This window comes from Pseudomonas sp. FP603 (assembly GCF_030687415.1).
Lineage (GTDB): Bacteria > Pseudomonadota > Gammaproteobacteria > Pseudomonadales > Pseudomonadaceae > Aquipseudomonas > Aquipseudomonas wuhanensis.
On sequence record NZ_CP117431.1, the window covers coordinates 781007 to 806633 of the forward strand.

At 59.6% G+C, this 25627-nt stretch carries 27 protein-coding genes; 13 read left to right on the forward strand and 14 right to left on the reverse strand.

Annotated features, from left to right (window positions below; all coding sequences use genetic code 11):
• Nucleotides 1-15: 15 nt before the first annotated feature.
• The 9 genes from PSH65_RS03660 to PSH65_RS03700 form a co-directional block, all read right to left on the reverse strand.
• Nucleotides 16-762: a S24 family peptidase gene (locus PSH65_RS03660; RefSeq protein WP_305424960.1), complete on the reverse strand. Its 747-nt coding sequence runs from the start codon at nt 760-762 to the stop codon at nt 16-18.
• 238 nt (nt 763-1000) lie between these two features.
• Complete coding sequence (gene ppa, locus PSH65_RS03665) at nt 1001-1528, reverse strand: inorganic diphosphatase (protein WP_008052339.1); 528 nt, start codon at nt 1526-1528, stop codon at nt 1001-1003.
• A gap of 113 nt (nt 1529-1641) precedes the next feature.
• Nucleotides 1642-2454, reverse strand: coding sequence for a zinc-dependent peptidase (locus tag PSH65_RS03670; RefSeq protein ID WP_305424961.1), 813 nt, complete (start codon nt 2452-2454; stop codon nt 1642-1644).
• A gap of 6 nt (nt 2455-2460) precedes the next feature.
• On the reverse strand, nt 2461-3117 hold the full coding sequence (locus PSH65_RS03675) for a DedA family protein (RefSeq protein WP_305424963.1): 657 nt from the start codon (nt 3115-3117) through the stop codon (nt 2461-2463).
• Between the two features lie 340 nt (nt 3118-3457).
• Nucleotides 3458-3919 carry an N-acetyltransferase gene (locus tag PSH65_RS03680; RefSeq protein WP_063342407.1) on the reverse strand — a complete coding sequence of 154 codons (462 nt, stop codon included), beginning with the start codon at nt 3917-3919 and terminating at the stop codon, nt 3458-3460.
• Nucleotides 3920-4031: 112 nt separating this feature from the next.
• Entirely contained in the window at nt 4032-4856 is an 825-nt protein-coding gene (gene eutC, locus PSH65_RS03685; protein WP_305424965.1) for an ethanolamine ammonia-lyase subunit EutC, read from the reverse strand.
• A gap of 8 nt (nt 4857-4864) precedes the next feature.
• Nucleotides 4865-6259 carry an ethanolamine ammonia-lyase subunit EutB gene (locus PSH65_RS03690; RefSeq protein WP_305424966.1) on the reverse strand — a complete coding sequence of 465 codons (1395 nt, stop codon included), beginning with the start codon at nt 6257-6259 and terminating at the stop codon, nt 4865-4867.
• Between the two features lie 51 nt (nt 6260-6310).
• Nucleotides 6311-7759: an ethanolamine permease gene (gene eat / locus PSH65_RS03695; RefSeq protein ID WP_305424967.1), complete on the reverse strand. Its 1449-nt coding sequence runs from the start codon at nt 7757-7759 to the stop codon at nt 6311-6313.
• A 132-nt stretch (nt 7760-7891) separates the two neighbouring features.
• Nucleotides 7892-9412 carry an aldehyde dehydrogenase family protein gene (locus PSH65_RS03700; RefSeq protein WP_030129557.1) on the reverse strand — a complete coding sequence of 507 codons (1521 nt, stop codon included), beginning with the start codon at nt 9410-9412 and terminating at the stop codon, nt 7892-7894.
• A 445-nt stretch (nt 9413-9857) separates the two neighbouring features.
• Here PSH65_RS03700 and PSH65_RS03705 point away from each other — a divergent pair, with 445 nt between their 5' ends.
• The 4 genes from PSH65_RS03705 to PSH65_RS03720 all read left to right on the forward strand — a co-directional run bounded on the left by PSH65_RS03705 (nt 9858) and on the right by PSH65_RS03720 (nt 14185).
• Entirely contained in the window at nt 9858-11771 is a 1914-nt protein-coding gene (locus tag PSH65_RS03705; RefSeq protein WP_305424968.1) for a sigma-54-dependent Fis family transcriptional regulator, read from the forward strand.
• A 158-nt stretch (nt 11772-11929) separates the two neighbouring features.
• Nucleotides 11930-13279 (forward strand): UDP-N-acetylmuramate:L-alanyl-gamma-D-glutamyl-meso-diaminopimelate ligase, encoded by a 1350-nt coding sequence (mpl, locus tag PSH65_RS03710; protein ID WP_008009026.1) that lies wholly within the window; start codon nt 11930-11932, stop codon nt 13277-13279.
• On the forward strand, nt 13276-13908 hold the full coding sequence (gene ubiX / locus PSH65_RS03715; protein WP_305424970.1) for a flavin prenyltransferase UbiX: 633 nt from the start codon (nt 13276-13278) through the stop codon (nt 13906-13908). The genes mpl and ubiX overlap by 4 nt, the downstream gene beginning before the upstream one ends.
• Complete coding sequence (locus PSH65_RS03720) at nt 13901-14185, forward strand: YceK/YidQ family lipoprotein (RefSeq protein ID WP_305424971.1); 285 nt, start codon at nt 13901-13903, stop codon at nt 14183-14185. The genes ubiX and PSH65_RS03720 overlap by 8 nt, the downstream gene beginning before the upstream one ends.
• 154 nt (nt 14186-14339) lie before the next feature.
• Here PSH65_RS03720 and PSH65_RS03725 read toward each other — a convergent pair whose 3' ends face one another.
• The 3 genes from PSH65_RS03725 to PSH65_RS03735 all read right to left on the reverse strand — a co-directional run bounded on the left by PSH65_RS03725 (nt 14340) and on the right by PSH65_RS03735 (nt 17294).
• On the reverse strand, nt 14340-14981 hold the full coding sequence (locus PSH65_RS03725) for an oxidoreductase (RefSeq protein WP_305424972.1): 642 nt from the start codon (nt 14979-14981) through the stop codon (nt 14340-14342).
• Nucleotides 14982-15008: 27 nt separating this feature from the next.
• Nucleotides 15009-16724, reverse strand: coding sequence for a C13 family peptidase (locus PSH65_RS03730; protein ID WP_305424973.1), 1716 nt, complete (start codon nt 16722-16724; stop codon nt 15009-15011).
• Between the two features lie 114 nt (nt 16725-16838).
• Nucleotides 16839-17294, reverse strand: a complete 456-nt coding sequence (locus PSH65_RS03735; RefSeq protein ID WP_007937463.1) for a MaoC family dehydratase — start codon at nt 17292-17294, stop codon at nt 16839-16841.
• Nucleotides 17295-17489: 195 nt separating this feature from the next.
• Between PSH65_RS03735 and PSH65_RS03740 the strand changes: the two genes are divergently transcribed.
• The 5 genes from PSH65_RS03740 to PSH65_RS03760 all read left to right on the forward strand — a co-directional run bounded on the left by PSH65_RS03740 (nt 17490) and on the right by PSH65_RS03760 (nt 20166).
• On the forward strand, nt 17490-17852 hold the full coding sequence (locus PSH65_RS03740; RefSeq protein WP_305424974.1) for a CidA/LrgA family protein: 363 nt from the start codon (nt 17490-17492) through the stop codon (nt 17850-17852).
• On the forward strand, nt 17849-18565 hold the full coding sequence (locus tag PSH65_RS03745; RefSeq protein WP_008009037.1) for an LrgB family protein: 717 nt from the start codon (nt 17849-17851) through the stop codon (nt 18563-18565). Before PSH65_RS03740 ends, PSH65_RS03745 begins: the two co-directional genes overlap by 4 nt.
• A gap of 10 nt (nt 18566-18575) precedes the next feature.
• Nucleotides 18576-19166: an LON peptidase substrate-binding domain-containing protein gene (locus PSH65_RS03750; RefSeq protein WP_305424976.1), complete on the forward strand. Its 591-nt coding sequence runs from the start codon at nt 18576-18578 to the stop codon at nt 19164-19166.
• Nucleotides 19167-19279: 113 nt separating this feature from the next.
• On the forward strand, nt 19280-19495 hold the full coding sequence (locus PSH65_RS03755) for a hypothetical protein (RefSeq protein ID WP_305424977.1): 216 nt from the start codon (nt 19280-19282) through the stop codon (nt 19493-19495).
• 92 nt (nt 19496-19587) lie between these two features.
• Nucleotides 19588-20166, forward strand: coding sequence for a hypothetical protein (locus PSH65_RS03760; protein ID WP_305424978.1), 579 nt, complete (start codon nt 19588-19590; stop codon nt 20164-20166).
• 54 nt (nt 20167-20220) lie between these two features.
• Here the strand turns inward: PSH65_RS03760 and PSH65_RS03765 are convergent, their stop codons facing one another.
• Together PSH65_RS03765 and PSH65_RS03770 are read right to left on the reverse strand one after the other, a co-directional pair.
• A complete protein-coding gene (locus PSH65_RS03765; protein WP_305424980.1) occupies nt 20221-21537 on the reverse strand; it encodes a bifunctional DedA family/phosphatase PAP2 family protein in 1317 nt (438 codons plus the stop codon).
• A gap of 190 nt (nt 21538-21727) precedes the next feature.
• Nucleotides 21728-22426 (reverse strand): DNA-3-methyladenine glycosylase, encoded by a 699-nt coding sequence (locus PSH65_RS03770; RefSeq protein ID WP_305424981.1) that lies wholly within the window; start codon nt 22424-22426, stop codon nt 21728-21730.
• 189 nt (nt 22427-22615) lie between these two features.
• Between PSH65_RS03770 and PSH65_RS03775 the strand changes: the two genes are divergently transcribed.
• From PSH65_RS03775 to rlmH, 4 genes are all read left to right on the forward strand, one after another.
• The gene (locus PSH65_RS03775; RefSeq protein WP_305424983.1) at nt 22616-23887 is read left to right on the forward strand and encodes a glutamate-5-semialdehyde dehydrogenase; all 1272 of its coding nucleotides are present in this window, start codon (nt 22616-22618) and stop codon (nt 23885-23887) included.
• A 1-nt stretch (nt 23888) separates the two neighbouring features.
• Entirely contained in the window at nt 23889-24578 is a 690-nt protein-coding gene (nadD, locus tag PSH65_RS03780) for a nicotinate-nucleotide adenylyltransferase (protein ID WP_305424984.1), read from the forward strand.
• 72 nt (nt 24579-24650) lie between these two features.
• Nucleotides 24651-25145, forward strand: coding sequence for a ribosome silencing factor (gene rsfS, locus PSH65_RS03785; RefSeq protein WP_205886540.1), 495 nt, complete (start codon nt 24651-24653; stop codon nt 25143-25145).
• Between the two features lie 9 nt (nt 25146-25154).
• On the forward strand, nt 25155-25622 hold the full coding sequence (rlmH, locus tag PSH65_RS03790) for a 23S rRNA (pseudouridine(1915)-N(3))-methyltransferase RlmH (RefSeq protein WP_305424985.1): 468 nt from the start codon (nt 25155-25157) through the stop codon (nt 25620-25622).
• The last annotated feature ends 5 nt before the right edge of the window (nt 25623-25627 follow it).

The window sequence follows — 25627 nt, forward strand, 5'->3', positions numbered from 1 at the left end:
TACAGGGTTGCGTGCTTATAGGAAGGGCACGGAAGGTCTGCGTTTATTGAGCGTCGACCACCAGAATACCCACCCCAATACCCTTATGTTTTGCTTGTCGATCTGCTCGGCACTGAAGATCTCGTCTGGATACTCGGCTTTGTTGTAGCTGCGCAACCGCAACGCATTCCCCGGCATCCGATGCAGGTATTTGATTCGCAACATCCCGTCATGCTCGATCGCATAAATCTCCCCGTCAATGACCTGAGTCAGCCCGCGATCGATGGCAAGCGTCGAACCGTCCTCAATCTTTTCGCCCATGCTGTTGCCGATCATGTGGGTACAAATAGCGTCGGCGTGGCTGATTTCCAGGGAGTCCAGGTGGCTGCGGGGCAGGCGGATGGATTGGCTGGGGTCTTTGACGACGTGTGTTTTGTTGGAGCCCGGGGCGGTGGTTGTTTCTTTGTAGAAGGGCAGCTCGACGTCGATAGGCTCGATCACCGTGTAGATGCCGCGGATGGCCTGGGCATCGAAGGTGTTGCCTGATTCGTCGAGCACGCGCAGGCGTGAGGATTCTTTCGGGCCTTCGCCGGTTTTCAGCCAGTCGCTGTTTACAGACAGTAGTCTGGCGACCTCTTCCATGCGGTAGGCGGGCACACCTCGGGTGTACCAGTTGTGGATATTTTGCGCTTCCGTGTCGAAGAAAGCGGCAAATCCTGTGGTTGTGATTTTCGCTGCTTCGAGGAGTGCTTTGAACCGTGGGCCGCTAGTGTTCTTTTTCATAAACACGAGTTTACTGGCGCAGGACGGGGGTTTGAATAAACGATCCGTTCAAATTTCGAGGGAAATTTAAGACTGGATGTAAGACGCTTTTAGTGGAATTTAAACAGGAAAAAACCAAAGCCAAGAAGCGCTATACGTACCGTTAAAAAGGTGAGTGTCTGAGCAGAGCGCCCACAAAAAACCCCGGATCAACCGGGGTTTTTCTTGGCGCTTGCAGCTAGAAGCTTACCGCGGCTTCTCAGCCTTTATAGGCAGCAACCGACTTGGTGATCGCGTCGCGGGCGGCATCTGCGCCGGCCCAGCCTTCGATCTTCACCCATTTGCCTTTTTCGAGATCTTTGTAGTTCGCGAAGAAGTGCTCGATCTGCTGAATCAGCAGCGGTGGCAGGTCGGTGTATTCCTTCACGTCGACGTACAGCTGGGACAGCTTGTCGTGTGGAACCGCGATCACTTTGGCATCGCCGCCGCCGTCGTCGGTCATGTTCAGGATGCCGACTGGACGCGCGCGGATCACCGAACCTGGAGCAACCGGGTAAGGGGTCACGACCAGCACGTCGAGGGGGTCACCGTCGTCGGCCAGGGTGTTCGGGATGTAACCGTAGTTGGCCGGGTAGAACATCGGGGTGGCCATGAAACGGTCAACGAACAGGCAATCGCTGTCTTTGTCGATTTCGTATTTGATCGGCGCGTGGTTGGCCGGGATCTCGATCGCGACGTAGATGTCGTTCGGCAGGTCTTTGCCAGCCGGAATCTTGCTGTAGCTCATTGGGCGGTGCCCCCGTTAGTTGACCAAAAACACTTGGCCGGATTGACCAAAAAGTGGCGGCGATTATAGGCATATTCCGCCTTCGACGCTATGGACCAGAGGTCGCGTAGACGTTAGTCGTGTGCCTGATAGACAGGGTTCTCGGCCAGAAGTTGCCGCAGCCGGGCCAATGGGTCCTGACGATAAAACAGCTTCAACTGCTCATAGACCTGTGGATAGGCCTCGTGCAGCAAATCCGGGGCGCTGAAGAAGTATTCGCTGGTGACTGCGAAGAATTCGGCGGGGTTTTCCGCCGCGTACGGGTCGATGGCGGTTTGCGCGTCAGGGTTGCGGTCCAGTTGCCGGTCAAGGTCGTCATAGGCTTCTTGCATGACCTTGGCCCAGTCGCTGACACGCATATCGGCATGCAGTGGTGGCAGGCCATTGGCGTCGCCGTTGAGCATGTCGAGCTTGTGCGCGAGTTCATGGATGACCAGGTTATAGCCTTCCCAGCCACCGCTGGCCATCACGCCGGGCCAGGCGAGGATGATCGGGCCTTGTGGCCAGGCTTCTCCGCTGTGTTCGCCTTCCCATTCGTGTTCAACGCCGCTGGCATCGCGATGGCGCTGGGGGCTGAGGAAATCGTCGGGGTAGAGGATGATTTCGTGAAAGCCCTGATACCAGTTCAGATCGCCCAGATGCAGCAGCGGCAATTGGGCCTGGGCTGCGAGCAGCAGGCGTTGTTCCTGATGGAGTTCTACGCCGGGCAGGGCGGTCAGGTGTTTGTCTTGCAGGAACAGCACGCAGGCTTCCCGCAGCCACTGGTCTTCGGCTGCGCTGAGGCCATCGAGAAAACTCAAGTGATGGCGCACCCGTTGCCACATGTCGTCGGCAATCGGATGCCTGGCCAGGGTGCGCTGGCGTCGCCAGGCGCTAAGGGACCACATCGCGAGTCAGCGGGGTTCGGCTTTGGACGCGGCATTGGCAAGGCGGTTGCGGATTACGCCGATGATCATCGGTAGCAGCGACAGCAGGATGATGCCCACCACCAGCAGCGACAGGTTTTGCTTGATGAACGGTACGTTGCCGAAGAAGAAACCGAGGGTGACCAGGCCACCCACCCAGAGGATGGTGCCCAGGACACTGAAGGCAAAGAAGCGCGGATAAGGCATTTTGCCAACACCGGCGACGAATGGTGCAAAGGTACGGATGATCGGCAGGAAACGCGCCAGGGTTACGGTTTTGCCGCCGTGTTTGTCGTAGAAATCGTGGGTTTGTTGCAAGTAGTCGCGGCGGAAAATTTTCGAGTTCGGGTTACTGAACAGCCGTTCGCCAGCGGTGCGGCCAATCACGTAGTTGGTGCTGTCACCCAGAATCGCCGCCAGCATCAGCAAGCCACCCAGCAGCACCGGGTCCATGCCGCCACCGGCCGCCACGGCGCCCGCGATAAACAGCAGGGAATCGCCCGGCAGGAATGGCATCACCACCAGACCGGTTTCGCAGAAGATCACCAGAAACAGAATGGCGTAAATCCATGCCCCGTAGTTGGTCACCAGCAGGTCGAGGTAAACATCGAGATGCAGGATAAGGTCGATCGGGTTGAAATCCATGGAAAGCACCTGTGGTGATGGCCCGACTCTGCAGGCCTGTGCGGATGGCTTCGCGTAAGACTACAGCTAAGTGTGATTTTTCTTACGAGCCGGAAGAATGGGCATTATACGGGGTGACAAGTGAAAAACGCGTCGAGTTTGTAGCGGGGGATGTCGATGGGTCGACCATAGGTCTGCTGGCTTTGCACAATCCTCTGTGGTGAGGGAGCTTGCTCCCGCTGGGAGTGCGAAGCGCTCCTGGTCCGACTACGCGGTGTATCAGGATAATCGCTTTGGTTGGTTTACGACTGCTGCGCAGCCGAGCGGGAGCAAGCTCCCTCGCCACAAAGGCCCCAGTGCGTTAAATCCCGTCACTGATCGGCAACACGTAGTTCTTGAACTCGGTGTCTTCCCTGAACCCGATGGATTCGTAGGTTTTCTGCGCGACTTCGTTATTGCTGCTGGTGGAAACGCGCATGCGCACGGCATTGGTTTCCTTGGCCATTTTTTTCGCGGTGCGGATCAGGTTGTCGGCCACCAATTGGCGGCGGGCGTCTTCGGCGACGTAGATGTCGTTGAGGATCCATACGCGTTTAAGCGAAAGAGACGAAAAACTCGGGTACAACTGACAGAAACCCATCAGTTTGTTGTTGTCGTCATCGGCGAGGGCCAGGTAGATCACCGATTCCTTGCGCCGCAGGCGTTTCTCGAGGAACGCCCGGGACGAGTCCGGATAGGGCAGGGAACCGTAAAACTCACGATATTTGACGAACAACGGGGTCAGCAGGTCGAGGTGTTCGAGGGTCGCTTGAATAATCCGCATGGTAGGTCTCGTCTTCAAGTGGCTGTCTTACGTGGTGACGGCGACGGGAAACCCTGGCGGCCGTGCATCGATCCTGCCTGAAACCTGAATAGAAACGCAATGCGGAAACGGTTCAGGCATCCGACGGGCTCAGTAGGAAATTGCCTTTCATGTCCGCACCCATGTCCGACTCCAGCGTCTGAACCTGGGCTTCGTCCTTAAGACTGACCCCTGATAACTGCCGCCGACAGGCTTCGCGCATCAAATACAGCAAGCGGTGTGCCGCCATGCCGTAACTCAAGCCTTCGAGCCGAACATTCGAAATGCAGTTGCGATAGGCGTCCGTTAGTCCGACCTTGGGATTATAGGTGAAATACAACCCCAGGCTGTCTGGCGAGCTCAAGCCTGGGCGTTCGCCGATCAATATGACCACCATTTTTGCGCCCAGCAGCTCGCCAATCTCGTCGGCCACCGCGACTCGGCCCTGTTCCACCAGAATTACCGGCGACAGGGACCAGCCCTCAGCGGCTGTCTGTTCTTCCATGCGGGCCAGAAACGGTAAGGTGTGGCGATGAACGGCCAATGCCGAGAGGCCATCGGCCACTACGATGGCCAGATCCACCCCGCCAGGATGGCTCAGCGCGTAATCGCGTAGGGTTTGCGCCGACTCATCACTCAGCTTGCGCCCCAGATCGGGGCGCTGCAGATAGCTGTTCCGGTCCGTGGCGGCGCTGTGCAGCAGCAAACTCTCACGTCCACGCTCGGCCAGTTGCGAACTGAGCCCCATGTGGTCGAACGGCAGATGCACCGCATCCCGGGCCTGGGCATGGGCGTACTGGAAATCCAGCTGTGCGCTGGTCGGCATACTGGTGCCGGTGCGACCGAGGGCAATACGTGCCGGGGTCAGGCGACGCAGCTCCAGCAACGGGTTTTGCGGATCGACAGGTGGTTTATCCATCTCAATACTCATCCCAGTTGCGTCATGGCCTGACGGAAGGCCGGCGGCAGGTTGTCGCCGAAGTGAATTTTGCCGTCTGCCTGGGTGAAGATGCCCATGTTCGCCAGCCACTGTTCAAACTCCGGCGCCGGTTTCAGGCCCAAGGTTTTTCGGGCGTAGAGGGCGTCGTGGAACGACGTGGTCTGGTAATTGAGCATGATGTCGTCAGAGCCGGGAATGCCCATGATGAAGTTGATCCCGGCCACGCCCAGCAGGGTCAGCAGGGTGTCCATGTCATCCTGATCGGCTTCGGCATGGTTGGTGTAACAGATGTCGCAACCCATGGGCACGCCCAGCAGCTTGCCGCAGAAGTGGTCTTCGAGGCCGGCGCGGATGATCTGTTTGCCGTTGTAGAGGTATTCCGGGCCGATGAAGCCTACAACGGTGTTCACCAGAAACGGTTTGAAATGGCGTGCCACGGCGTAGGCGCGGGTTTCGCAGGTCTGTTGATCGATGCCGTGGTGGGCGTTGGCCGACAAGGCGCTGCCCTGGCCGGTCTCGAAATACATCAGGTTCTGGCCCAACGTGCCGCGATTCAGGCTCAAGCCCGCGTCATAGCCTTCCTGCAAGACGTTGAGGTTGATACCGAAACTGGCGTTGGCCGCTTCCGTGCCGGCGATCGACTGGAACACCAGGTCCAGCGGAACACCTCGATTGACCGCCTCGATGGAGGTGGTGACGTGGGTCAGCACGCAGGCCTGTGTCGGAATTTCGTAGCGCTGGATGATCGCATCGAGCATTTCCAGCATGGCGCAGATCGAAGCGATGCTGTCGGTGGCCGGGTTGATGCCAATCATTGCGTCACCGTTGCCGTACAGCAGGCCGTCGAGAATGCTCGCGGCGATGCCGGCCGGTTCGTCGGTGGGGTGATTGGGTTGCAGACGTGTCGAGAGCCGGCCGTGCAGGCCCAAAGTGCCGCGAAATTTCGTGACCACGCGGATTTTCTGCGCCACCAGCACCAGATCCTGCACGCGCATGATCTTCGACACAGCGGCGGCCATTTCCGGGGTCAGGCCCGGCGCGAGGGCGCGCAGGCTCTGTTCGTCGGCGGCGTCGCTGAGCAGCCAATCGCGAAAGCCGCCGACAGTGAGGTGGCTGACTGCTTTAAAAGCCTGTTTATCGTGAGTGTCGATGATTAGCCGGGTGACTTCATCGGCCTCGTAAGGAATCAGTACTTCCTGCAGGAAGTGAGTCAGCGGGATGTCAGCCAGGGCCATTTGCGCAGCCACGCGCTCGCCATCGTTGAGGGCGGCAACGCCGGCCAGAAAGTCCCCGGAACGCGCCGGGCTGGCCTTGGCCATGACGTCCTTGAGGCTGTCGAAGCGATAGGTCTGGCTGCCGACAGTGTGAGCAAAACTCGCCATACAGATTCTCCGTGACGGCGCAGACAGGGCCTGCGCCGGGATTTGCGGCTGTTAGTGCAAGGCTTCTTCAGCTTTCTGAATGGCCGCGAACTCTTCTTCGGGCGTGCCTGCTACCAAGTGATGCCGACTGTAGAAAGCAAAGTAAGCAATTAACACTCCATAGATGATCGCGGCGCCAATCACCACCCGCGGATCTACCAGAAAGCCCGCCACTACGGCGATGCAAGCCAACACCAGTGCCACGCCAGACGTGAAAATACCGCCCGGCGTACGGTACGGACGATCCATTTTGGGGCGACGGATACGCAAGGTGATGTGCGCGGCCATCATCAGCACATAGGAGATGGTCGCGCCGAACACCGCCACCAGAATCAGCAGGTCACCCTGGCCGGTCAGTGACAGACCAAAGCCGATGATGCCGGGAATGATCAACGCCAGTACCGGCGCCTTGCTCTTGTTGGTTTCGGACAGTTTGCGCGGCAGATAGCCGGCACGGGACAAGGCAAAGATCTGCCGCGAATAGGCGTAGATGATCGAGAAGAAACTGGCGATCAGCCCGGCCAGGCCCACCAGATTGACGAAACTGCCCATCCAGGTCGAGCCGCCATAGGCTTTGGCCAGCGCTTCGACCAACGGATTACCGGAAGTCAGCAGGGCGTTGGCGCCGGCACCGCCAGGGCCGATGACCAGAATCAGCAAGGCAAAGCTCACCAATACCAGCATGGCGCCGATCAGCCCGCGGGGCAGATCGCGTTTCGGGTTTTTGGTCTCTTCCGCCGCCAGTGGTACACCTTCGACGGCCAGGAAGAACCAGATTGCGTAAGGAATGGCTGCCCAGACGCCGACATAGCCGAAAGGCAGGAAGCTGCTGGCGCCCTTGGCCTCGGTCACCGGGATGTCCAGCAAATTGGCGACGTTGAAGTGCGGCACCATCGCGATCAGAAATACTGCCAATGCCAATGCCGCGACGGCGGTGATGACGAACATCAGCTTCAGGGCTTCGCCGACACCGAAAATGTGAATGGCGATAAAGATGATGTAGAACGCCAGGTAAATCATCCAGCCGCCAATGCCGAACAGCGACTCGCAATACGCCCCGATAAACACCGCGATCGCCGCTGGGGCGATGGCGTATTCGATCAGGATCGCGGTTCCGGTGAGGAAACCGCCCCACGGCCCGAATGCGCTACGGGCAAATCCGTAGCCACCGCCGGCGGTCGGGATCATGGAAGACAATTCGGCCAGGGAGAAGCACATGCACAAGTACATGGTGGCCATCAGCAACGTGGCGAGAAACATGCCGCCCCATCCGCCTTGGGCCAAACCGAAGTTCCAGCCGGCGTAATCACCTGAGATGACATAGGCCACGCCCAAACCCACCAGCAGGACCCAGCCCGCCGCACCTTTTTTCAGTTCACGTTGTTGGAAATAATCGGAGCCGACTTTTTCGAAGTCGACCGAGGAGATTGCCGGCTGCGCGCTGGCTTGATCGCTAGGCATAGGGGTTCACCTGTTCTTATTGTTTTTTAGTCGGCGTTTTTGCCGGGGTGACGCTAGACATTTTGCTGAATGTTCAACCGCTTCGCGAGCAAGCCGTTCCCACAGGGGAAGTGGCTTGCTCGCGACAGGCGTTTAGAAGAAGCCCAACGGATTGATGTCGTAGCTCACCAGCAGGTTTTTGGTCTGCTGATAGTGGTCGAGCATCATTTTGTGGGTTTCACGACCAACGCCGGACTTTTTGTAACCGCCGAACGCGGCGTGCGCCGGGTACAGGTGGTAGCAGTTGGTCCACACACGACCGGCCTTGATGGCGCGGCCCATGCGATAGGCGCGGTTGATGTCGCGGGTCCAGAGGCCGGCGCCCAGGCCGAACTCGGTGTCGTTGGCGATGGCCAGGGCTTCGGCTTCGTCCTTGAAGGTGGTGATGCTCACCACCGGGCCAAAAATTTCTTCCTGGAACACGCGCATTTTGTTGGTGCCCTTGAGCAGGGTCGGCTGGATGTAATACCCGGTCGCCAGGCTGCCCTCGAGTTTTTCTACCTTGCCACCGGTCAGCAGCTCGGCGCCTTCGCCCTTGGCGATCTCCAGGTACGAAAGGATTTTGTCGAATTGCTGCTCGGACGCTTGGGCGCCGACCATGGTGTCGGTGTCCAGCGGGTCGCCACGTTTGATTTGCAGGACTTTGTTCATGACCACTTTCATGAACTCGTCGTAGATCGATTCCTGCACCAGGGCGCGGGACGGGCAGGTGCAGACTTCGCCCTGATTGAAGAACGCCAGCACCAGGCCTTCGGCGGCTTTTTCGATGAAGGTCGGTTCGGCTTGCATGATGTCGGCGAAGAAGATGTTCGGCGACTTGCCACCCAGCTCCACGGTGGACGGAATGATGTTTTCGGCGGCGCATTTCATGATGTGTGAGCCGACCGGGGTCGAGCCGGTGAAGGCAATCTTGGCGATGCGCTTGCTGGTGGCCAGGGCTTCCCCGGCTTCTTTGCCGAAGCCTTGCACCACGTTGAGTACGCCGGGCGGCAGCAGGTCGCCGATCAGTTCCATCAGCACGGTGATGCCCAGCGGGGTTTGCTCGGCAGGTTTGAGGACCACGCAGTTACCGGCGGCCAGGGCCGGGGCGAGTTTCCAGGCGGCCATCAGAATCGGGAAGTTCCATGGAATGATCTGCCCGACCACGCCGAGCGGTTCATGGATGTGATAGGCCACGGTGTTGCCGTCGATCTCGGCGGCGCTGCCTTCCTGGGCGCGGATGCAGCCGGCGAAGTAGCGGAAATGGTCGGCGGCCAGCGGGATGTCTGCGTTGAGGGTTTCGCGCACGGCCTTGCCGTTGTCCCAGGATTCGGTGATCGCCAGCACTTCCAGGTTCTGTTCGATGCGATCGGCGATTTTCAGCAGGACCAGCGAGCGTGCCTGGGCGGACGTGGCGCCCCAGGCATCGGCGGCGGCATGGGCGGCATCCAGGGCTTTTTCGATGTCTTCGGCCGTGGAGCGTGGGAATTCGGCAATCGGTTGGCCGTTGACCGGCGAGGTATTGGTGAAGTACTGACCTTTGACAGGCGCGACGAACTCGCCGCCGATGTAGTTACCGTACTTGCTCTTGAACGAAACGATAGCGCCTTCAGTACCGGGGTGAGCGTAACGCATGATGGGTTTCTCCTTGGCTTTTGTGCTTATAAGGGAGGACGCGCTAAAGCGCTGCATTAAGCGTAGAGCAAAGGTCGGGCCAGTGCCTTGCAGGTCAGGTAAATCAAGGGCTTGTGTGTTTTTTGTCGGGCGGATGGGCGGCGTTTGTGACGCTTGCGGTACAACCCATGTGACACTTTGTACCGCTTGTGGCACAGCCTGTGACTGGCGGGTCTTGCCAGCATTGCAATGCGTCGATGGCTGGAGGATGCTGAGCCTCAAATTGCCCCGCAGGTAATCCCCCTGTGGCGAGGGAGCTTGCTCCCGCTGGGCTGCGTAGCAGCCCCAAAATGTCTGCCGGTCATGATTTCTGGCGAGCGCTTCGCACTCGAGCGGGAGCAAGCTCCCTCGCCACAAAGTGTGTGCCAGCCCCTTAATGGGTTCTACACGGGGAGAATAATAAGAAATGCACGACAACCATTTGAGTCGCCATGCCCAGCAAGTGCTGACCGTGACCCAGGGTAAATCCCACCTGCACGGTCCCGGCAGCGATCCATCCATTGCCCGCTCCTGGCTGCGCTGCCTTGAGGATTATCACCTCGACCCGGCCCTGACCATGGCGCCGACGGTGCTGGAACATGGCCGCGTGCTGGAAAGCCGCGAACGCTTGCAGCAAGTGCTGCAGATTGCCGGCACCGAAATGACCAGCCTCCACCAGCAACTGTCCGGCGCCGGCCACGCGGTGCTGCTGACTGACGCCCGCGGGGTGATCCTCAACTGCGTCACCGCGCCTACCGAACGGAAGATTTTCGAGCGCGCCGGCCTTTGGCTGGGCGCCGACTGGAGCGAAGCCTGCGAAGGCACCAATGGCATCGGCACCTGCCTGGTGGAGCGCCAGTCCCTGACCATCCATCAAGACGAACATTTTCGTGGTCGTCACACCGGCCTGACCTGCTCGGCGAGCCCGGTGTTCGATCCTCACGGCGAGCTGCTGGCGGTACTCGACGTGTCTTCGGCGCGTCACGAGGTTTCGCGGCAGAGCCAGTTCCACACCATGGCTTTGGTCAATCTGTCGGCGAAGATGATCGAGAGCTGCTATTTCCTGCGTTACTTCGACAATCAATGGTTGCTGCGTTTTCACCTGCAGGCCGAATCCGTCGGGCTGTTCAGCGAAGGGTTGTTGGCGTTCGACGGGGAAGGGCGGATCAGTGCGGTGAACCAGAGTGCGCTGAATTTGCTGGGGCATATTCGTGGTGGGCTGTTGGGCAAACCGGTGGAGGCGTTTTTTGACTGCTCGCTGGATGAATTGCTCGGCCGCGCGAGCGCTAATGCCAGCGCCAGTTGGCCATTGCGCACCCGTGACGGGCGGCGGCTGTTTGCCGTGTTACGCGGGCAGCCGCGCAGCATTCCGGTGCCGGTGGTGCAAAGCCCGATGGTTGTCGAGCGTCCGCGCTTGTCAGGCATTTGCCTGGGCGATGCCGCGTTGCAGGAGGATTTTCGCAAGGCTTTGCGCGTGTTTGAACGAGACGTGCCGTTGCTGATCAACGGCGAGACCGGCTCAGGCAAAGAGGCCTTCGCCAAAGCCGTGCATCAGGCCAGTCAACGCTCGGAAAAATCTTTCATCGCCCTCAATTGCGCGGCGATTCCCGAAAGCCTGATCGAAAGCGAGCTGTTCGGCTATCGCGGCGGCAGCTTCACCGGCGCCCGCAAGGAAGGCATGCGCGGCAAGTTGCAGCAGGCCGATGGCGGGACGTTGTTCCTCGATGAAATCGGTGACATGCCGCTGAGCATGCAGACCCGTCTATTAAGGGTGCTGGAAGACCGTCAGGTGGTGCCGATTGGCGGTGAGCCGGAATCGGTCAATGTGCGGATCATCAGCGCCACTCACCGCAATCTGCTTGAGCGGGTGCAGGACGGCAGTTTCCGCGAGGATTTGTATTACCGGCTCAATGGGCTGGAAGTCGCACTGCCGGCGCTACGTGAGCGCGCTGACAAATCACAGTTGCTCGACTTTTTGCTGGCCGAAGAGGCGGGCGGGGAAACGGTATTGATAGACGGGCCGGCGCGGCAGGCCTTGCTGGATTTTGCCTGGCCGGGGAACGTGCGGCAGTTGCGCAATGTGCTGCGCACCCTCGCGGCATTGTGTGATGGCGGTCGGATCGGGCTGGGTGATTTGCCGGCGTTGATTCGCCAGGCCCGACCGGTGACGGCGTCGGCAGTTGAAGAGCCGTCCGAGTTTCCGCTGGATGATGCCGAGCGGCTGGCGTTGCTCAACGCACTGGAGCAGCAACGCTGGCACATGACGCACACGGCTGAACAGCTGGGCGTTAGCCGCAACACCCTCTACAGAAAACTGCGAAAACACGGTATCGCCCGCTAAACCGAGTCGCGGCCAATCGCGGGCAAGCCCGCTCCCACTGGGTCTGCGCTGCCCTTGTGGGAGCGGGCTTGCCCGCGATGGCGTCAGTATTGGCGAAACACAAGGTGCGATTTTCCCCTCCCTACGCTAACCTGCGGCCATGTTTTACGAGGTCGACTATGCACATTCATATTCTTGGTATTTGCGGCACTTTCATGGGTTCGATGGCGGTTCTGGCCAAAGAGCTGGGCCATCACGTGACGGGCTCCGATGCCAACGTCTATCCGCCGATGAGCACTCAGCTGCAAGCCCAGGGCATTGAGTTGACCCAAGGTTACGACCCGGCGCAGCTCGATCCGGCCCCGGACCTGGTGGTGATCGGCAATGCCATGTCCCGCGGCAACCCGGCCGTCGAATATGTGCTGAACAAAGGCCTGCCGTACGTCTCCGGCCCGCAATGGCTGGCCGATCACGTATTGCAAGGCCGCTGGGTGCTGGCGGTGGCCGGCACTCACGGCAAAACCACTACCAGCAGCATGCTCGCCTGGGTGCTGGAGCATGCGGGCATGAGCCCGGGTTTCCTGATCGGCGGTGTGCCGCAGAATTTCTCGGTGTCTGCGCGTCTGGGTGATACGCCGTTCTTCGTGATCGAAGCCGACGAATACGACAGTGCGTTCTTCGACAAGCGCTCCAAGTTCGTTCACTACCGCCCACGCACGGCGATCCTGAATAATCTGGAGTTCGATCACGCCGACATCTTCCCCGATCTGCCAGCCATCGAGCGACAATTCCACCATTTGGTGCGGACTATTCCGAGCGAAGGCCTGGTGATCCATCCGACCACTGAACCTGCATTGCTGCGCGTCATCGAAATGGGCTGCTGGACCCCGGTGCAAACCACCGGTGCCGGCGGTCAGTGGCAAGTCAAACTGCTCAGTGAAGACGGTTCGAAATTCGAAGTGATGTTCGAAGGCGCCGTTCAAGGCGTGGTCGAGTGGGACATGACCGGTCAGCATAACGTCGCCAACGCCTTGGCCACCTTGGCCGCTGCGCGTCACGTCGGCGTAGTACCGTCGATGGGCATTGCGGCACTGAGCGCGTTCAAAAGCGTGAAGCGCCGGATGGAAAAGGTCGCGGAAGTCCGTGGCATCACCATTTACGACGACTTCGCTCACCACCCGACCGCCATCGCCACCACCCTCGACGGTCTGCGCAAGCGCATTGGCGATGCGCCGTTGATTGCGATCATCGAGCCGCGCTCCAATTCCATGAAACTTGGCGCTCACCGCGATGGCTTGCCGGAGAGTGTGGTCGATGCCGATCAGGTGATCTGGTATTCGCCGGCCAACCTCGGTTGGGACCTGGGCGCCACCGCCGCGTTGTGCACCGTGCCGTCGATTGTCAGCGATTCGCTGGAAGGCATCATCGAACGCGTGAAGAGCCAGGCTCAGCCTGGCACTCACGTGGTGATCATGAGCAATGGCGGCTTCGGCGGCCTGCACGGCAAACTGGCCGAGGCGCTGCAATGAACAACGGCCCGGAACGCATCACGCTGGCGATGACCGGCGCTTCGGGCGCCCAGTACGGCTTGCGCCTGCTCGACTGCCTGGTGCGTGAAGACCGCGAGGTGCACTTCCTGATTTCCAAGGCCGCGCAACTGGTGATGGCCACCGAGACCGATGTCACGCTGCCGTCCAAGCCGCAGATGATGCAAGCCTTCCTCACCGAGTACACCGGCGCCGCCGCCGGGCAGATTCGGGTGTACGGCAAGGAAGACTGGATGTCGCCGGTGGCGTCGGGCTCCGGCTCGCCAGCGGCGATGGTGGTGGTGCCGTGTTCCACCGGGACTTTGTCGGCTATCGCGACCGGGGCCTGCAACAACTTGATCGAACGGGCTGCCGACGTGACCTTGAAGGAGCGCCGCCAGCTGATTCTGGTGCCCCGCGAGGCGCCGTATTCGAGCATTCATCTGGAGAACATGCTCAAGCTGTCGAACATGGGCGTGACCATTCTGCCGGCCTCACCGGGCTTCTATCACCAACCGCAGACCATTGACGACTTGATCGACTTCGTCGTGGCGCGGATTCTCAATCTGCTGAACATTCCGCAAGACATGCTGCCGCGTTGGGGCGAACACCATTTGAGCAGCGATGAATAAGCTGCTGGTCATCCTGCTGGCTTTACAACTGGTGGGCTGCGCCACGGCGCGCACCCTCGATGCTGCCAAGCCTGGGGCGCCGGTGGTGTATTCGGGGACGCGTCTGGATTTGTATGCGCTGAATGGCGGGTGCTGCGCCATGGACAGATTCGGTGCAGAAGCGCCGAGTTATCCGGGTGTTGACCTGCCGGCCAGCGCCTTGCTCGACACGTTGCTGTTGCCGCTGTCGTTGTTGACGGTGATTGGCGTAAGTTTTCAAGCGACTGGCGGAATGTAACCTGCGACCCCTGTGGCGAGGGGGCTTGTCGGAACGCCGCATCGCCCCGTCCGGCTGCGAAGCAGTCGCAAATCCAGGCGACGCGGTGCAATTGAAGAAACAGGGGGGGCGCTGCGCGACCCAACGGCGGCAAGCCCCCTCGCCACAGGTGAAATTACTTGCCTAACTTGCGCAACTCATCCGACTCGACAATCCGCACGCCATCCTGCTCTTCCAGGGCCAGGCGCCACATGGCGCGGGCCAACTGGCAGGCTTCGATGCCGTGGTACTTGCCCGGAAGCAATCGCGACAACGGGCCGGCGACCTTCTCACCCAGTCGCGTCTCGACACGATCACCCAACAACAGCGAAGGCCGGCAAATGGTCAGCTGCGGCCAATTCTGTGCGCGCAATGCGTGTTCCATCTCGCCTTTAACCCGGTTGTAGAAAATCGAGGATCGCCGATCGGCTCCCAAGGCGCTGATCACGATCAAGTGCCGTGCGCCCATCTCCCGCGCACGTTTGGCGAATGCCACCACCATGTCCAGGTCCACTGCGCGAAACGCTTGCTCGGAGCCGGCCTGTTTGATCGTGGTGCCGAGGCAGCAGTAGGCAATGTCGACGCGACCGTTCAATTGCGGCAAAAACACCGCCGGGTCGCCGACCGGGTTTTCCAGGTGAGGATGCTCGGCCAATGGCCGGCGTGAGGGGGCTAATACCCGTGTAATCGTTGGCTCGTTGAGTAGACGGTCAAGCAAATGTTCACCGGTTAACCCGGTAGCTCCGGCAAGCAATACATGCTGAGGCGTCAAGTACATAGTCATTCCCTCTTGATACTGTTCAGCTTAGTTGCTCTTTTCATCCTTGCTGATAGAGACACTTTGCAGTGCCTTTCGTGCCTGTTGTTTGCGCAACAGCTGCCAGTGGCTGAGAACGGTTTTCGGCGCCCAGATTTGCGGCTCGGAAGCTTCGAAGCTGTCGGCCATTTCACGCTCGGCCACAGTGGCGCTGGCCAGTTTGAAGGCTTGCTCCAGATCGTCGGTCTGGTTCAGCGCCTGGGCGAACAGCGCGTCGCCGAAATAAGTGAAGTTAGCTTCTTCCGAACACCCAAAGGACACTCGATCGGCGCGCGAGGCGGTCATGATCAGGGTGCGTTCGTCCTTGAGGGCGGGGATGAAGCCGCCGGAATAGCAAGACGAAATCACAATGATTTTGTCGCGCTTCTTCAGGGGCGCGAGGACGGCGGCCAGTTCGTCGACCGGCAGGTCGGCCAGTTCCATGCGTGGCTGGTCGAGCACCAGTTGGTGTTCGCTGGTGCCGTGGCTGGTCAGATAAATGAACAGCAAGTCTTCCGGACCACTGCGCTCAGCCAGGGTCTGGGCGGCGCGGCGCAGGTTTTCCCGGGTGGCCATCGGCCGGTCGCCGAGGTGATCGCGATGGTTGACCAGGCGGATCTGGCCGAAGGCGCCGAAACGGCTGGCGAGCATGTTGGCGACGTAGTCGGACTCGCGCAGGAACACGCTCTGCTTGCCATCGCCGCCCAGGGTCAAGGTGTACAGTTCGACCGCCGGGGTCGAGGCTGGCACGTTGGCCAGTGCATCGTCGAGCAAGCGACCCTGGGCCAGCAAGCCGAGTTCGAGAGGGTCGGGCAGCAGCTTGCTGTCGGCGTCGCGCACGCGCTGACTATTGATCCAGGTGCCGCTCTGCACCGTGCCATCGGTCAGCACCAGCGTGCCTTGGCCCTGATAGTTGTCGCCGTCGAACTGGCCGATATAGAAGCTGCCATCGGCCAGGTTCAAGCGACCCTGACCGGTGAAGCGCCAGTCGCTGAACTGACCGATGTAGTGACTGCCGTCGGCGCCGATCAACTCGCCCTTGCCGCTGAGCACGCCTTCCTTGAAGTGACCGAGCCAGACATCGCCATCGGCGTTCTCGTAGCGGCCCTTGCCGTGCAGTTGATTGTTCTTGAAACCGCCGACATAGATATCGCCATCGGCGCTGTTGAAGGTGCCATTGCCTTCCAACTGGCCGTCGGCGAAATGCCCGGTGAACTGGTTTCCGCTGGCATCGCTGCGCTGGCCTTCGCCATTGGGTTTGCCGTGGGCGAATTGCCCTTGGTACTGGCTGCCGTCTTCGAGTTCCAGGCGACCGAGCCCTGAGTATTGATCGGCCTTGAATTCGCCGCGGTAAGTCATGGCGTTTTCTTTGAGAGTGCCTTCACCGTCGCGTCGACCCGCCTTGAAACCGCCGGTATAGCTGCTGCCCGTGGTGGTCAGGGTGCCTTGGCCGTCGAATAACCCTTGCTGGAATTGCCCGCGATAGACCTCGCCGTTGCTGCCATGCCATTCGCCCTGACCATGCCATTGGCCTTTGTCGAACTGGCCGGCGTACCAGCTGCCGTTCGGGTAATCGATGCGACCCTCGCCTTGCAGCAAGCCGTTGACCAGATCACCGCGATAGCGTCCACCATCCGGCAGGCGGGCATCGGGGGGCAACAGCGATTCGCCATCGCCGCAAGCGGTGAGCAATAGGGTCAAAGCAAGGAGTGCAAGTGAGCGCATAGCGGGATCCGGGCAATTAGGCGACGGAGTATGCCGCAGCTATGTGTCGCATTTATAGAGACACGGCAGAGACACGGCGCGAAACAGCGTGAGCTGCTTCGCATCCGGGATGCTTTACACGAAGCAGAGGGACAGTGGCTCGGCGATGTACGCCGGTTTGTCCGACCCTTCGATTTCAAGCGTGGCGGTGGCCTTGAGCAGCCATTGACCGGGTTTCTTCTCGGTGACGTCGTTCATGTCGACCTTGAGTCGCACCCTGGAGTTGACCTTCACAGGCTGGATGAAACGCACGCTGTCCAGACCGTAGTTCACCACCATCTTCGCGCCTTCGGGCAGGATGAGGATGTCTTCCATCAGTTTGGGGATCAGCGACAACGACAGGAAACCATGGGCGATGGTGCTGCCGAAAGGTGTTTGCGCGGCTTTGACCGGGTCGACATGGATGAACTGATAATCGCCTGTGGCTTCTGCGAACAGGTTGATACGTTCCTGGTCGATGGTGAGCCATTGGGAACGTCCGAGTTCCTTGCCGACATAATCTTTGAGCTCTGCAACTGGAACATAGGGCATTGAGACTCTCCTTGGGTTCATCGGTTTTATAGTTTTTCGAGTGGGGGATTTGACTTCCCTGCGAACCACTTTAGATCAACATGGCAAATGGCTCCGGTCAACTATTCATGCTTTTGGCGAATGCCGATTCATAGCGTTGGCGTGCTTATAATGTCGGGCCCCTTATTTGTGGGGAGCACGCGCGGGAGATGATGGATGTTGTTACGTGGCCTGACCTGGCTGGTGCTTTTTCAATTGCTCGGCACCGCCCTCAACCATTTGTTTTTGCCGGTGCTGCCGGGGCCAATCATTGGCCTGTTGCTGCTGCTGGGGTATCTGATTGTTCGCGGTCAAGTTGGCGAGCCCCTGAACCTCGCGGCCAGTAGCCTGTTGCGTTATCTGCCGTTGCTGCTGGTGCCGCCGGCCGTGGGCGTGATGGTGTACGCCGCCGACATTGCCGCGGATTTCTGGGCGATCACCGGTGCGCTGGTACTGTCGCTGCTGTTGTCGATGGCCTTCGCCGGTGTGCTGATGCAGCGGATGGTCAAGCGTCATGCTCATCACGAGGACGGCCAATGATTTTCGATTGGCACGGCGCCTGGGCGTCGGTGATTCATCATCCATTGTTCGGTATTGGTATTACGCTGGGGGCGTATCAGTTGGTGCTGGCAGCGTTCGAGAAAACCCGCTGGGTTTTTCTGCAACCGGTACTGGTTTCCATGTTGCTGGTTATCGCTGTACTGGTCGGTTGCGGCCTGAGTTACGCCGAATACCGCAAGAGCACCGAGATACTCAGCATCTTGCTCGGGCCGGCCACCGTTGCGCTGGCGGTACCGCTGTACCTCAACCTGCGGCGGATCCGGCAGTTGTTCTGGCCGATATTTACTACGCTGGTGATAGGTGGTGTGGTCGCCACGGGCATGGGAGTGCTGCTGGGCTGGTGGTTCGGCGCCGAACACATGATCCTGATGACCATGGCACCCAAGTCGGTCACCTCGCCGATTGCCATGCTGGTGGCGGAGCAAATCGGTGGCGTCGCGGCGCTGGCGGCGGTGTTCGTATTGATTACCGGGGTGATCGGAGCGATCTTCGGACCGAGTCTTTTGACCCGTCTCGGTGTCCACAGCCCGGAGGCCCGCGGTATGGCTCTGGGCATGACCGCCCATGCGGTCGGCACTTCGGTGGCCTTGCAGGAAAGTGAAGAGTGCGGCGCCTTCGCGGCGCTGGCGATGAGTCTGATGGGCGTGGCCACGGCGGTGTTCCTGCCGTTGGCGGTGTCGATGGTGGTGTAAGGAAATGTCTATGAGCTTGCCGCTTTTTCCGCTGAACACGGTGCTGTTTCCCGGCTGCAACCTCGATTTGCAGATTTTCGAGGCGCGCTACCTGGACATGATCGGCCGCTGCATGAAGCTGGGCGGCGGCTTCGGCGTGGTGTGCATTCTGGAGGGCGAAGAAGTCGGCATCGCTCCCGAAGGCTACGCGCGGGTGGGGTGCGAAGCACTGATCACCGATTTTCACCAGCAGGACAACGGCCTGTTGGGCATTCGGGTGAAGGGCGGGCGGCGCTTCCATGTTGTGCGCACCGAGGTGCAGCGCGACCAGTTGATCGTCGCCGAAGTCGAGTGGCTCAAAGATGAACCCGAGCAACCGCTACAGGATGAAGACGCCGACCTGGTCGCGCTGCTCAAGGCCTTGGCGGAACACCCGATGGTCGAAGCGCTGAGCATGGGCACTGAAGCGGCGGGGCAACAGTCGCTGGCCAACCAGTTGGCCTACCTGTTGCCGTTTGCTGAGGTGGACAAGATAGACCTGCTGCAACTTGATGATCCGCAGCAGCGGCTGGATGCGATTCAGGCGTTGCTGGATGAGTTGCAGGGAGAGTTGTTTGCTTAGTTGTACTTTGTATTAAGTTGTCTGGTTCGCCACTATTGTCTTGGCTGTGCTCACTTAGTAGTTTGAGGTTGTTCGCATGAGGCGAATAAACTTTTAACGGTAAGGACGCAGCTATGACAATTTATGAAGATGAGTGGGCGTTTTGGGATGATATCTCAGCGCGTTACATTCTAAAGCACGCGAATATCGATCCTAATACGGCCAACATTATTGACGCCGCTGGTTACTATGCCGATGCGATGGTGGTCGAGCGACGTAAGCGCAAACGCGTAAAGCTTTCCGTCTCTGGCGCTGCTGCCGAGGTTTCAGACGCCCCGGCGGCAATTTAATACATTTGTTATTAAGCGTTCGGCAACAGATCTGCATGTTGTGTCTGTTGCTAAAAAATAAGAATTGAGTGAAAAACACTTTGGGGTGACTCATGTCTCTGGAAAATCAAAGCAACGCATTTACCGCTAATCTTTACGTCAAAGGGATACCGGTGGTGCTTAACCAGCAACGTCTGAAGGTGCGGCAGCTCGACCCACGAATGACCAGGCGCGAGCGTCTGGATGTAGAGGTGGCGTTGGCAAGTAATGACAGTGCAAGTACTTTGACGCTGGCCGATCATGAGGATGACAAACCCTTGTTGTTGAAGTTTGTTCCCAAGGCCGACAAATATGAAATTGTGGCAGTTTTACGGGGTGTTTATGGCGGGAATAGTTTAAAAGTTAATCCCGAAACACATCATTTGTACGTGAGTAATGGTTCGCAAGGTTCTGAGTTTTCAATTTGCAAATATGGGGTAGAAAGGGCGGTTTTTGATGATCTCGGCAACGGCCCTGTTTATATTCAGCTGGTGAGTGAGCTTAATGGTCGGCCATTGTATCTTGCTGGTGACAAGGGGGATCTGCATTTTAAGGATGTAAATCCTAACAACACAAAGCATGATGCGTACAATAATGAGCCCGTTAATTTTGTGATAAAAATTGTGGGTAAGCCGGGTGAGGAGAGGGCGTAAAAGTACGCCGTCAGCTCCGGGCGGCTGATGGCATCTGTTTTGTTAAGGGTAAGTTTAATACGCATACCGCAACATCGCATGCGGCATGTGCCTCAGCACAAAGAAACCGAACAACGCCACCAATGACGGCAGCACCAGCCACCAGATTTTCGGTGGCATGGCGTTGAGCGAAGTCTGGCGTTGAGTCAGCCAAAGACTCACCGCACACACGCACGCCGCCAGCATTGCGCCGGCCAGTACATCGGTCGGCCAGTGCGCGCCCAGGTACACCCGTGACAGGGCAATCGTCAGCGCCGGCAAGCAGCCCACCAATAACCAGGTCAGGCGCATGCGCGGCGGTTGTCCGCGCCCCGCCAGCACCGCGAGCGTCAAGAACAGCGCGAAAGAGCCCGAGGCATGGCCGCTGGGCATGCTGTAGCTGGTCAGCGGATCACTCAGCACTTCCGGGCGCACACGGGCGAAGAAATGCTTGCTCGCGGTGTTGCCCAGCGCGGTGAACAGGAGGGTGCTGCCAGCGAAGATCGCGTGCCGCCATTGTCGTGTCAGCAACAGCAAGACAGTCAGCAGCGCGCTGAGCATAAACATGTTGCGGAATTCACCAATCAGCGTGAACACCACGGCCACTTCATCGAGCACCGGGCTGCGGTGTTCCTGTATCAGGGTCATCAATCCCTGATCGAGGGCGGTCAGGTGCGGGTAGCCGATGAACAGACCGATCAGGATCAACAGGCTCATGCTGCTGATCCAGATGGTCGCCCGGCGATGGCGGCGCAGGCTGCTGTTTGCGCTCAGGCCGACCATTACCGCAATGCTGCCGGCGACAATCCCGGCTTCAGGCCAGAAACCTTCCGGCAATGGCAAGCGGATCGCCGCCCCGGTGGCCCAGCCCGGCAGGAGATAGGCGAGGCTCCAGCCCGCGGCAGCCAACAGGCTGACGACGGCGAAGCGCGGGAACGGCATGTCGAACATCCCGGCAACCATCGGTAGCATTGGCCGCAACGGGCCGATAAAGCGTCCGACCAGCAGGCTGGCGATGCCATAACGCTGGAAATAAGCCTCGGCCCCGGCCATCCATTCCGGATGATGGCGCAACCCCGGCAGGCGACGGATGTTCTGATGGAAGTGTCGCCCTAAAAAGTACGAAACGATGTCGCCCAGCACACCGCCGAGGAAACCCAGCAGCAGCGTTTCACCCAATGACAACGCGCCACTGCCAGCCAGTACCGCCACGGCAAACAGCAACACTGTGCCAGGCACGATCAGCCCGGCAATCGCCAGGCATTCCACACAAGCCACTATGAACAATGCCGCGGCCAGCCACTGAGGATTGACCGTCAGCCAACTGGTCACGCTATCGAGCCATGGGCCCATAAAAACAACTCCATCTGATTCAATTGGCCCTTGGTGGGCGAACACTATTTAAACAACGGCAAAATTCCTGTGGGAGCGGGCTTGCCCGCGATGGCGCCGGGACAGTCAGCATCGATGTCGACCGGTATGGCTCTATCGCGGGCAAGCCCGCTCCCACAAGGAACTCCTTTGCATCAAGATTCAGCAGCTGTCAGGACAACAAAAAATAATCGCGACCCTCGACTTGTCCCCGGCGCAGCGGGTTGCGCGTGCAGTAAAGTGCGTAAGCCGCATCAACAAAGCGGTACATCAAATGTTCGTCGCGCCCGTCGGGAATGCCCAGGCGGGTGGTCTGAATGATGTGGCCGGGCGCCGGCCCGACATCTTCCACCAGCAGCACCCCATGGTCGAAGCGTTTGGCGTCCCAGACTGGCACTTTCAGCCCCAGCGCCTTGCAAAGCAGCGTCTGCCCGGCACACAGCTTTTGCGAGGGGCGAGGGCGGCCATGAGCATCGGGATTGTTCAATAGCATCTGCGCCAGGCTCGCCGGCCCGCTCAGTTCATCGACCCATGGATAGGCGGATTTGATCAGCACTGCATTACCGGGGCCCTGAGCGCTGAAGTTCAGGGAATCGCCGCCGCGGGCGTAATACATATAGATGTGGCCGCCATCCAGAAACAAAGCCTTACGCTTTTCTGTGTAGCCCAGGGAGGCGTGGCTGCCTTTTTCTTCGCAGTAATAGGCTTCGGTCTCGATGATTCGGGCACTGAGCCACAGGTCGCCGACCCGATGGCGGATAATTTTACCCAATAAATCCCGGGCCAGCGTTTGGGCGTCGCGGTCGAAAAATGCATCCGGCAGCCCCTTGGGCGTGCGTGTGTCGGACGCATTAACAGTCAGGTTGGTCATGATGAACAGCGTTTATCAGGGCTGATTGAGTCGTGATGATAACAATATGCAGCTTAATCACGGCTGAACGTCGGCAAATTGCGCTCCATTTCGACCATCCGCCCGTCACCGCTGTTAGTCCCGGGACGCGACAGCTATAATCTGCCGCTTTACTCTTTACCAAGACCTTAGCAAAGACCATTGCAGACCATGACTGAGTCCGTTCTTGACTACATGACCCGTTTGGGTCGCGCCGCCCGCGAAGCTTCCCGCGTGATCGGCCGTGCCAGCGCCGCGCAGAAAAACCGCGCATTGCAGGCGGCTGCCAATGCTCTGGACGCCTCCCGCGCCGAGCTGACCGCAGCCAATGAACAGGATTTGGCCGCAGGCCGCGCCAGTGGTCTTGAGCCGGCCCTGCTGGAACGTCTGGCGCTGACACCGGCGCGCATCGACGGCATGATCGTCGGTTTGCGTCAGGTCGCGGCACTGCCGGACCCGGTGGGTGCGATCCGCGACATGAGTTATCGCCCGTCTGGCATCCAGGTTGGCAAGATGCGTGTGCCATTGGGCGTGATCGGGATCATCTACGAATCACGGCCGAACGTGACCATCGATGCCGCCAGCCTGTGCCTGAAGTCCGGCAATGCGACCATCCTGCGTGGCGGCTCCGAGGCGATTCATTCCAACCGCGCCATTGCCGCCTGCATTCAGCGCGGTCTGGCCGAGGCCGGTCTGCCGGCCGCCGTGGTGCAAGTGGTCGAAACCACCGACCGTGCGGCCGTCGGCGCGCTGATCACCATGCCGGAATACGTTGATGTCATCGTGCCCCGTGGTGGCCGTGGCCTGATCGAACGGGTCAGTCGCGATGCCCGTGTGCCCGTGATCAAGCACCTGGACGGCATCTGTCACGTCTACGTCAGTGCTCACGCCGATCTGCCGAAAGCCCAGCGCATTGCGTTTAACGCCAAGACTTACCGTTATGGCATCTGCGGCGCCATGGAAACGCTGTTGGTCGATCAAGCGGTCGCCAAGGAGTTCCTGCCATCGATGGCTGCTCAGTTCCGCGAGAAAGGCGTCGAACTGCGCGGTTGCGAGCGCACCCGGGCGATTATCGAGGCCGTTGCGGCCACTGAAGAAGACTGGCACACCGAATACCTGGCCCCGATCCTTTCGATCTGTGTAGTCGACGGGCTGGATCAGGCCATCGAGCACATTAACAAGTACGGTTCCCATCACACCGATTCGATCGTCAGCGAAAATCTGGCCGACACCCGGCGTTTCGTGGCTGAAGTCGATTCGTCTTCGGTCATGATCAACACCCCGACGTGCTTCGCCGATGGCTTCGAATACGGATTGGGTGCCGAGATTGGCATTTCTACTGATAAGCTGCACGCCCGCGGCCCGGTGGGCCTCGAAGGGCTGACCTGCGAGAAGTACATCGTGGTCGGTGACGGTCAGTTGCGCGGCCAGGAGTCGGTCTGACTTGGGCGACTTCGACCCGTCAGTCCAAGTGACCGTCAGCGAGCCCCAGCCTCGACGCATTGGCGTGCTGGGCGGGACCTTCGACCCGGTGCACATCGGCCATTTGCGCGGTGCGCTGGAAGTCGCCGAATCGCTGGCGCTCGATGAATTGCGTCTGACACCCAGTGCCAGGCCGCCTCATCGGGGTACGCCGCAGGTGTCGGCGAAGGACCGTCTGGCGATGGTCAAGTGCGCGGTGGCCGGTGTGCCACCGTTGGTGGTGGACGCCCGCGAATTGCAGCGGGACAAACCGTCCTACACCATCGACACCCTGGAACTGATGCGCGCCGAACTGGCCGGCCCGGACCAGGTTTTTCTACTTTTGGGCTGGGACGCATTTTGCGGCCTGCCCACTTGGCATCGCTGGGAAGAGTTACTCCAGCATTGCCACATCCTGGTGCTGCAACGCCCGGATGCCGACAGCGAACCACCGGATGCCTTGCGCAACCTGCTGGCAGCGCGCTCGGTGAGCGACCCGCTGGCCCTCAAAGGGCCGAGCGGACAGATTGCATTCGTCTGGCAGACGCCGCTCGCGGTATCCGCCACCCAGATCCGTCAACTGCTGGCCAGCGGTAAGTCGGTACGTTTCCTGGTGCCCGACGCGGTCCTGGCCTACATCGATGCGCACGGACTCTACCGTGCGTCGAACTGAAAAAGGGCGCGCTTCAAGGCACGTGAATGCGTGTATCGAAGCGCCCGAACATACGAGCAAAACGAGTTTTATATGACTGACAAAGACGTAAGCAAAGTAAAGCGCAAAGGCACATTCAAGAGCGCTCCGCTGCCTGTAGAAGCGCCAACTGGCGCGCCACTGGCCGGCGAAGAGCTGGTCAAGGTTGCCGTAGCGGCCCTGGAAGACGTCAAGGCCCAGGACATCCAGGTGATCGACGTTCGTGAAAAGCAGAGCATCACTGACTACATGATCATCGCCACCGGTACGTCCAACCGCCAGATCGGCGCGATGCTGGACAAGGTCCGCGAAGCGGTCAAGGCCCGGGGCGTCAAGCCGCTGGGCGAAGAAGGCAAGGGCGACAGCGACTGGGTCCTGCTGGATATGGACGACGTCATCGTGCACATGATGACCGCCTCGGCTCGCCAGTTCTATGACCTGGAACGCCTGTGGGCCGGTGCCGAGCAAAGCCGTTCGGCCAGCGCTGCACACCACAGCCCTGAGAACACCCATGAGCATTTCACCAAGCTCAACAAAGACCAGCAATAAGGGACCGCTGTGCGACTGCGACTGATCGCCGTCGGTTCACGCATGCCCAAATGGGTGGAAGAAGGCTGGCATGAATATGCCAAGCGTCTTCCGTCCGAGCTGGCGCTGGAACTGGTGGAAATTCCGCTCAACACCCGCGGCAAGAACGCCGACGTGGCGCGCTTTATCCGTCAGGAAGGCGAAGCCATGCTGGCGAAGGTCGGGCCGAACGAGCGCATTGTCACCCTCGAAGTCCACGGCAAGCCCTGGAGCACCGAGCAACTGGCGGTTGAACTCGATCGCTGGCGGCTGGACTCGCGCACGGTGAATTTCATGGTCGGCGGCCCCGAGGGGCTGTCGCCGGAAGTCTGTGCCCGGGCGGATCAACGCTGGTCGTTGTCGCCGTTGACGTTGCCGCACCCATTGGTGCGGATTCTGATCGGCGAACAGCTGTATCGTGCCTGGACAGTCCTGTCCGGCCACCCTTACCACAAGTAGTTCTG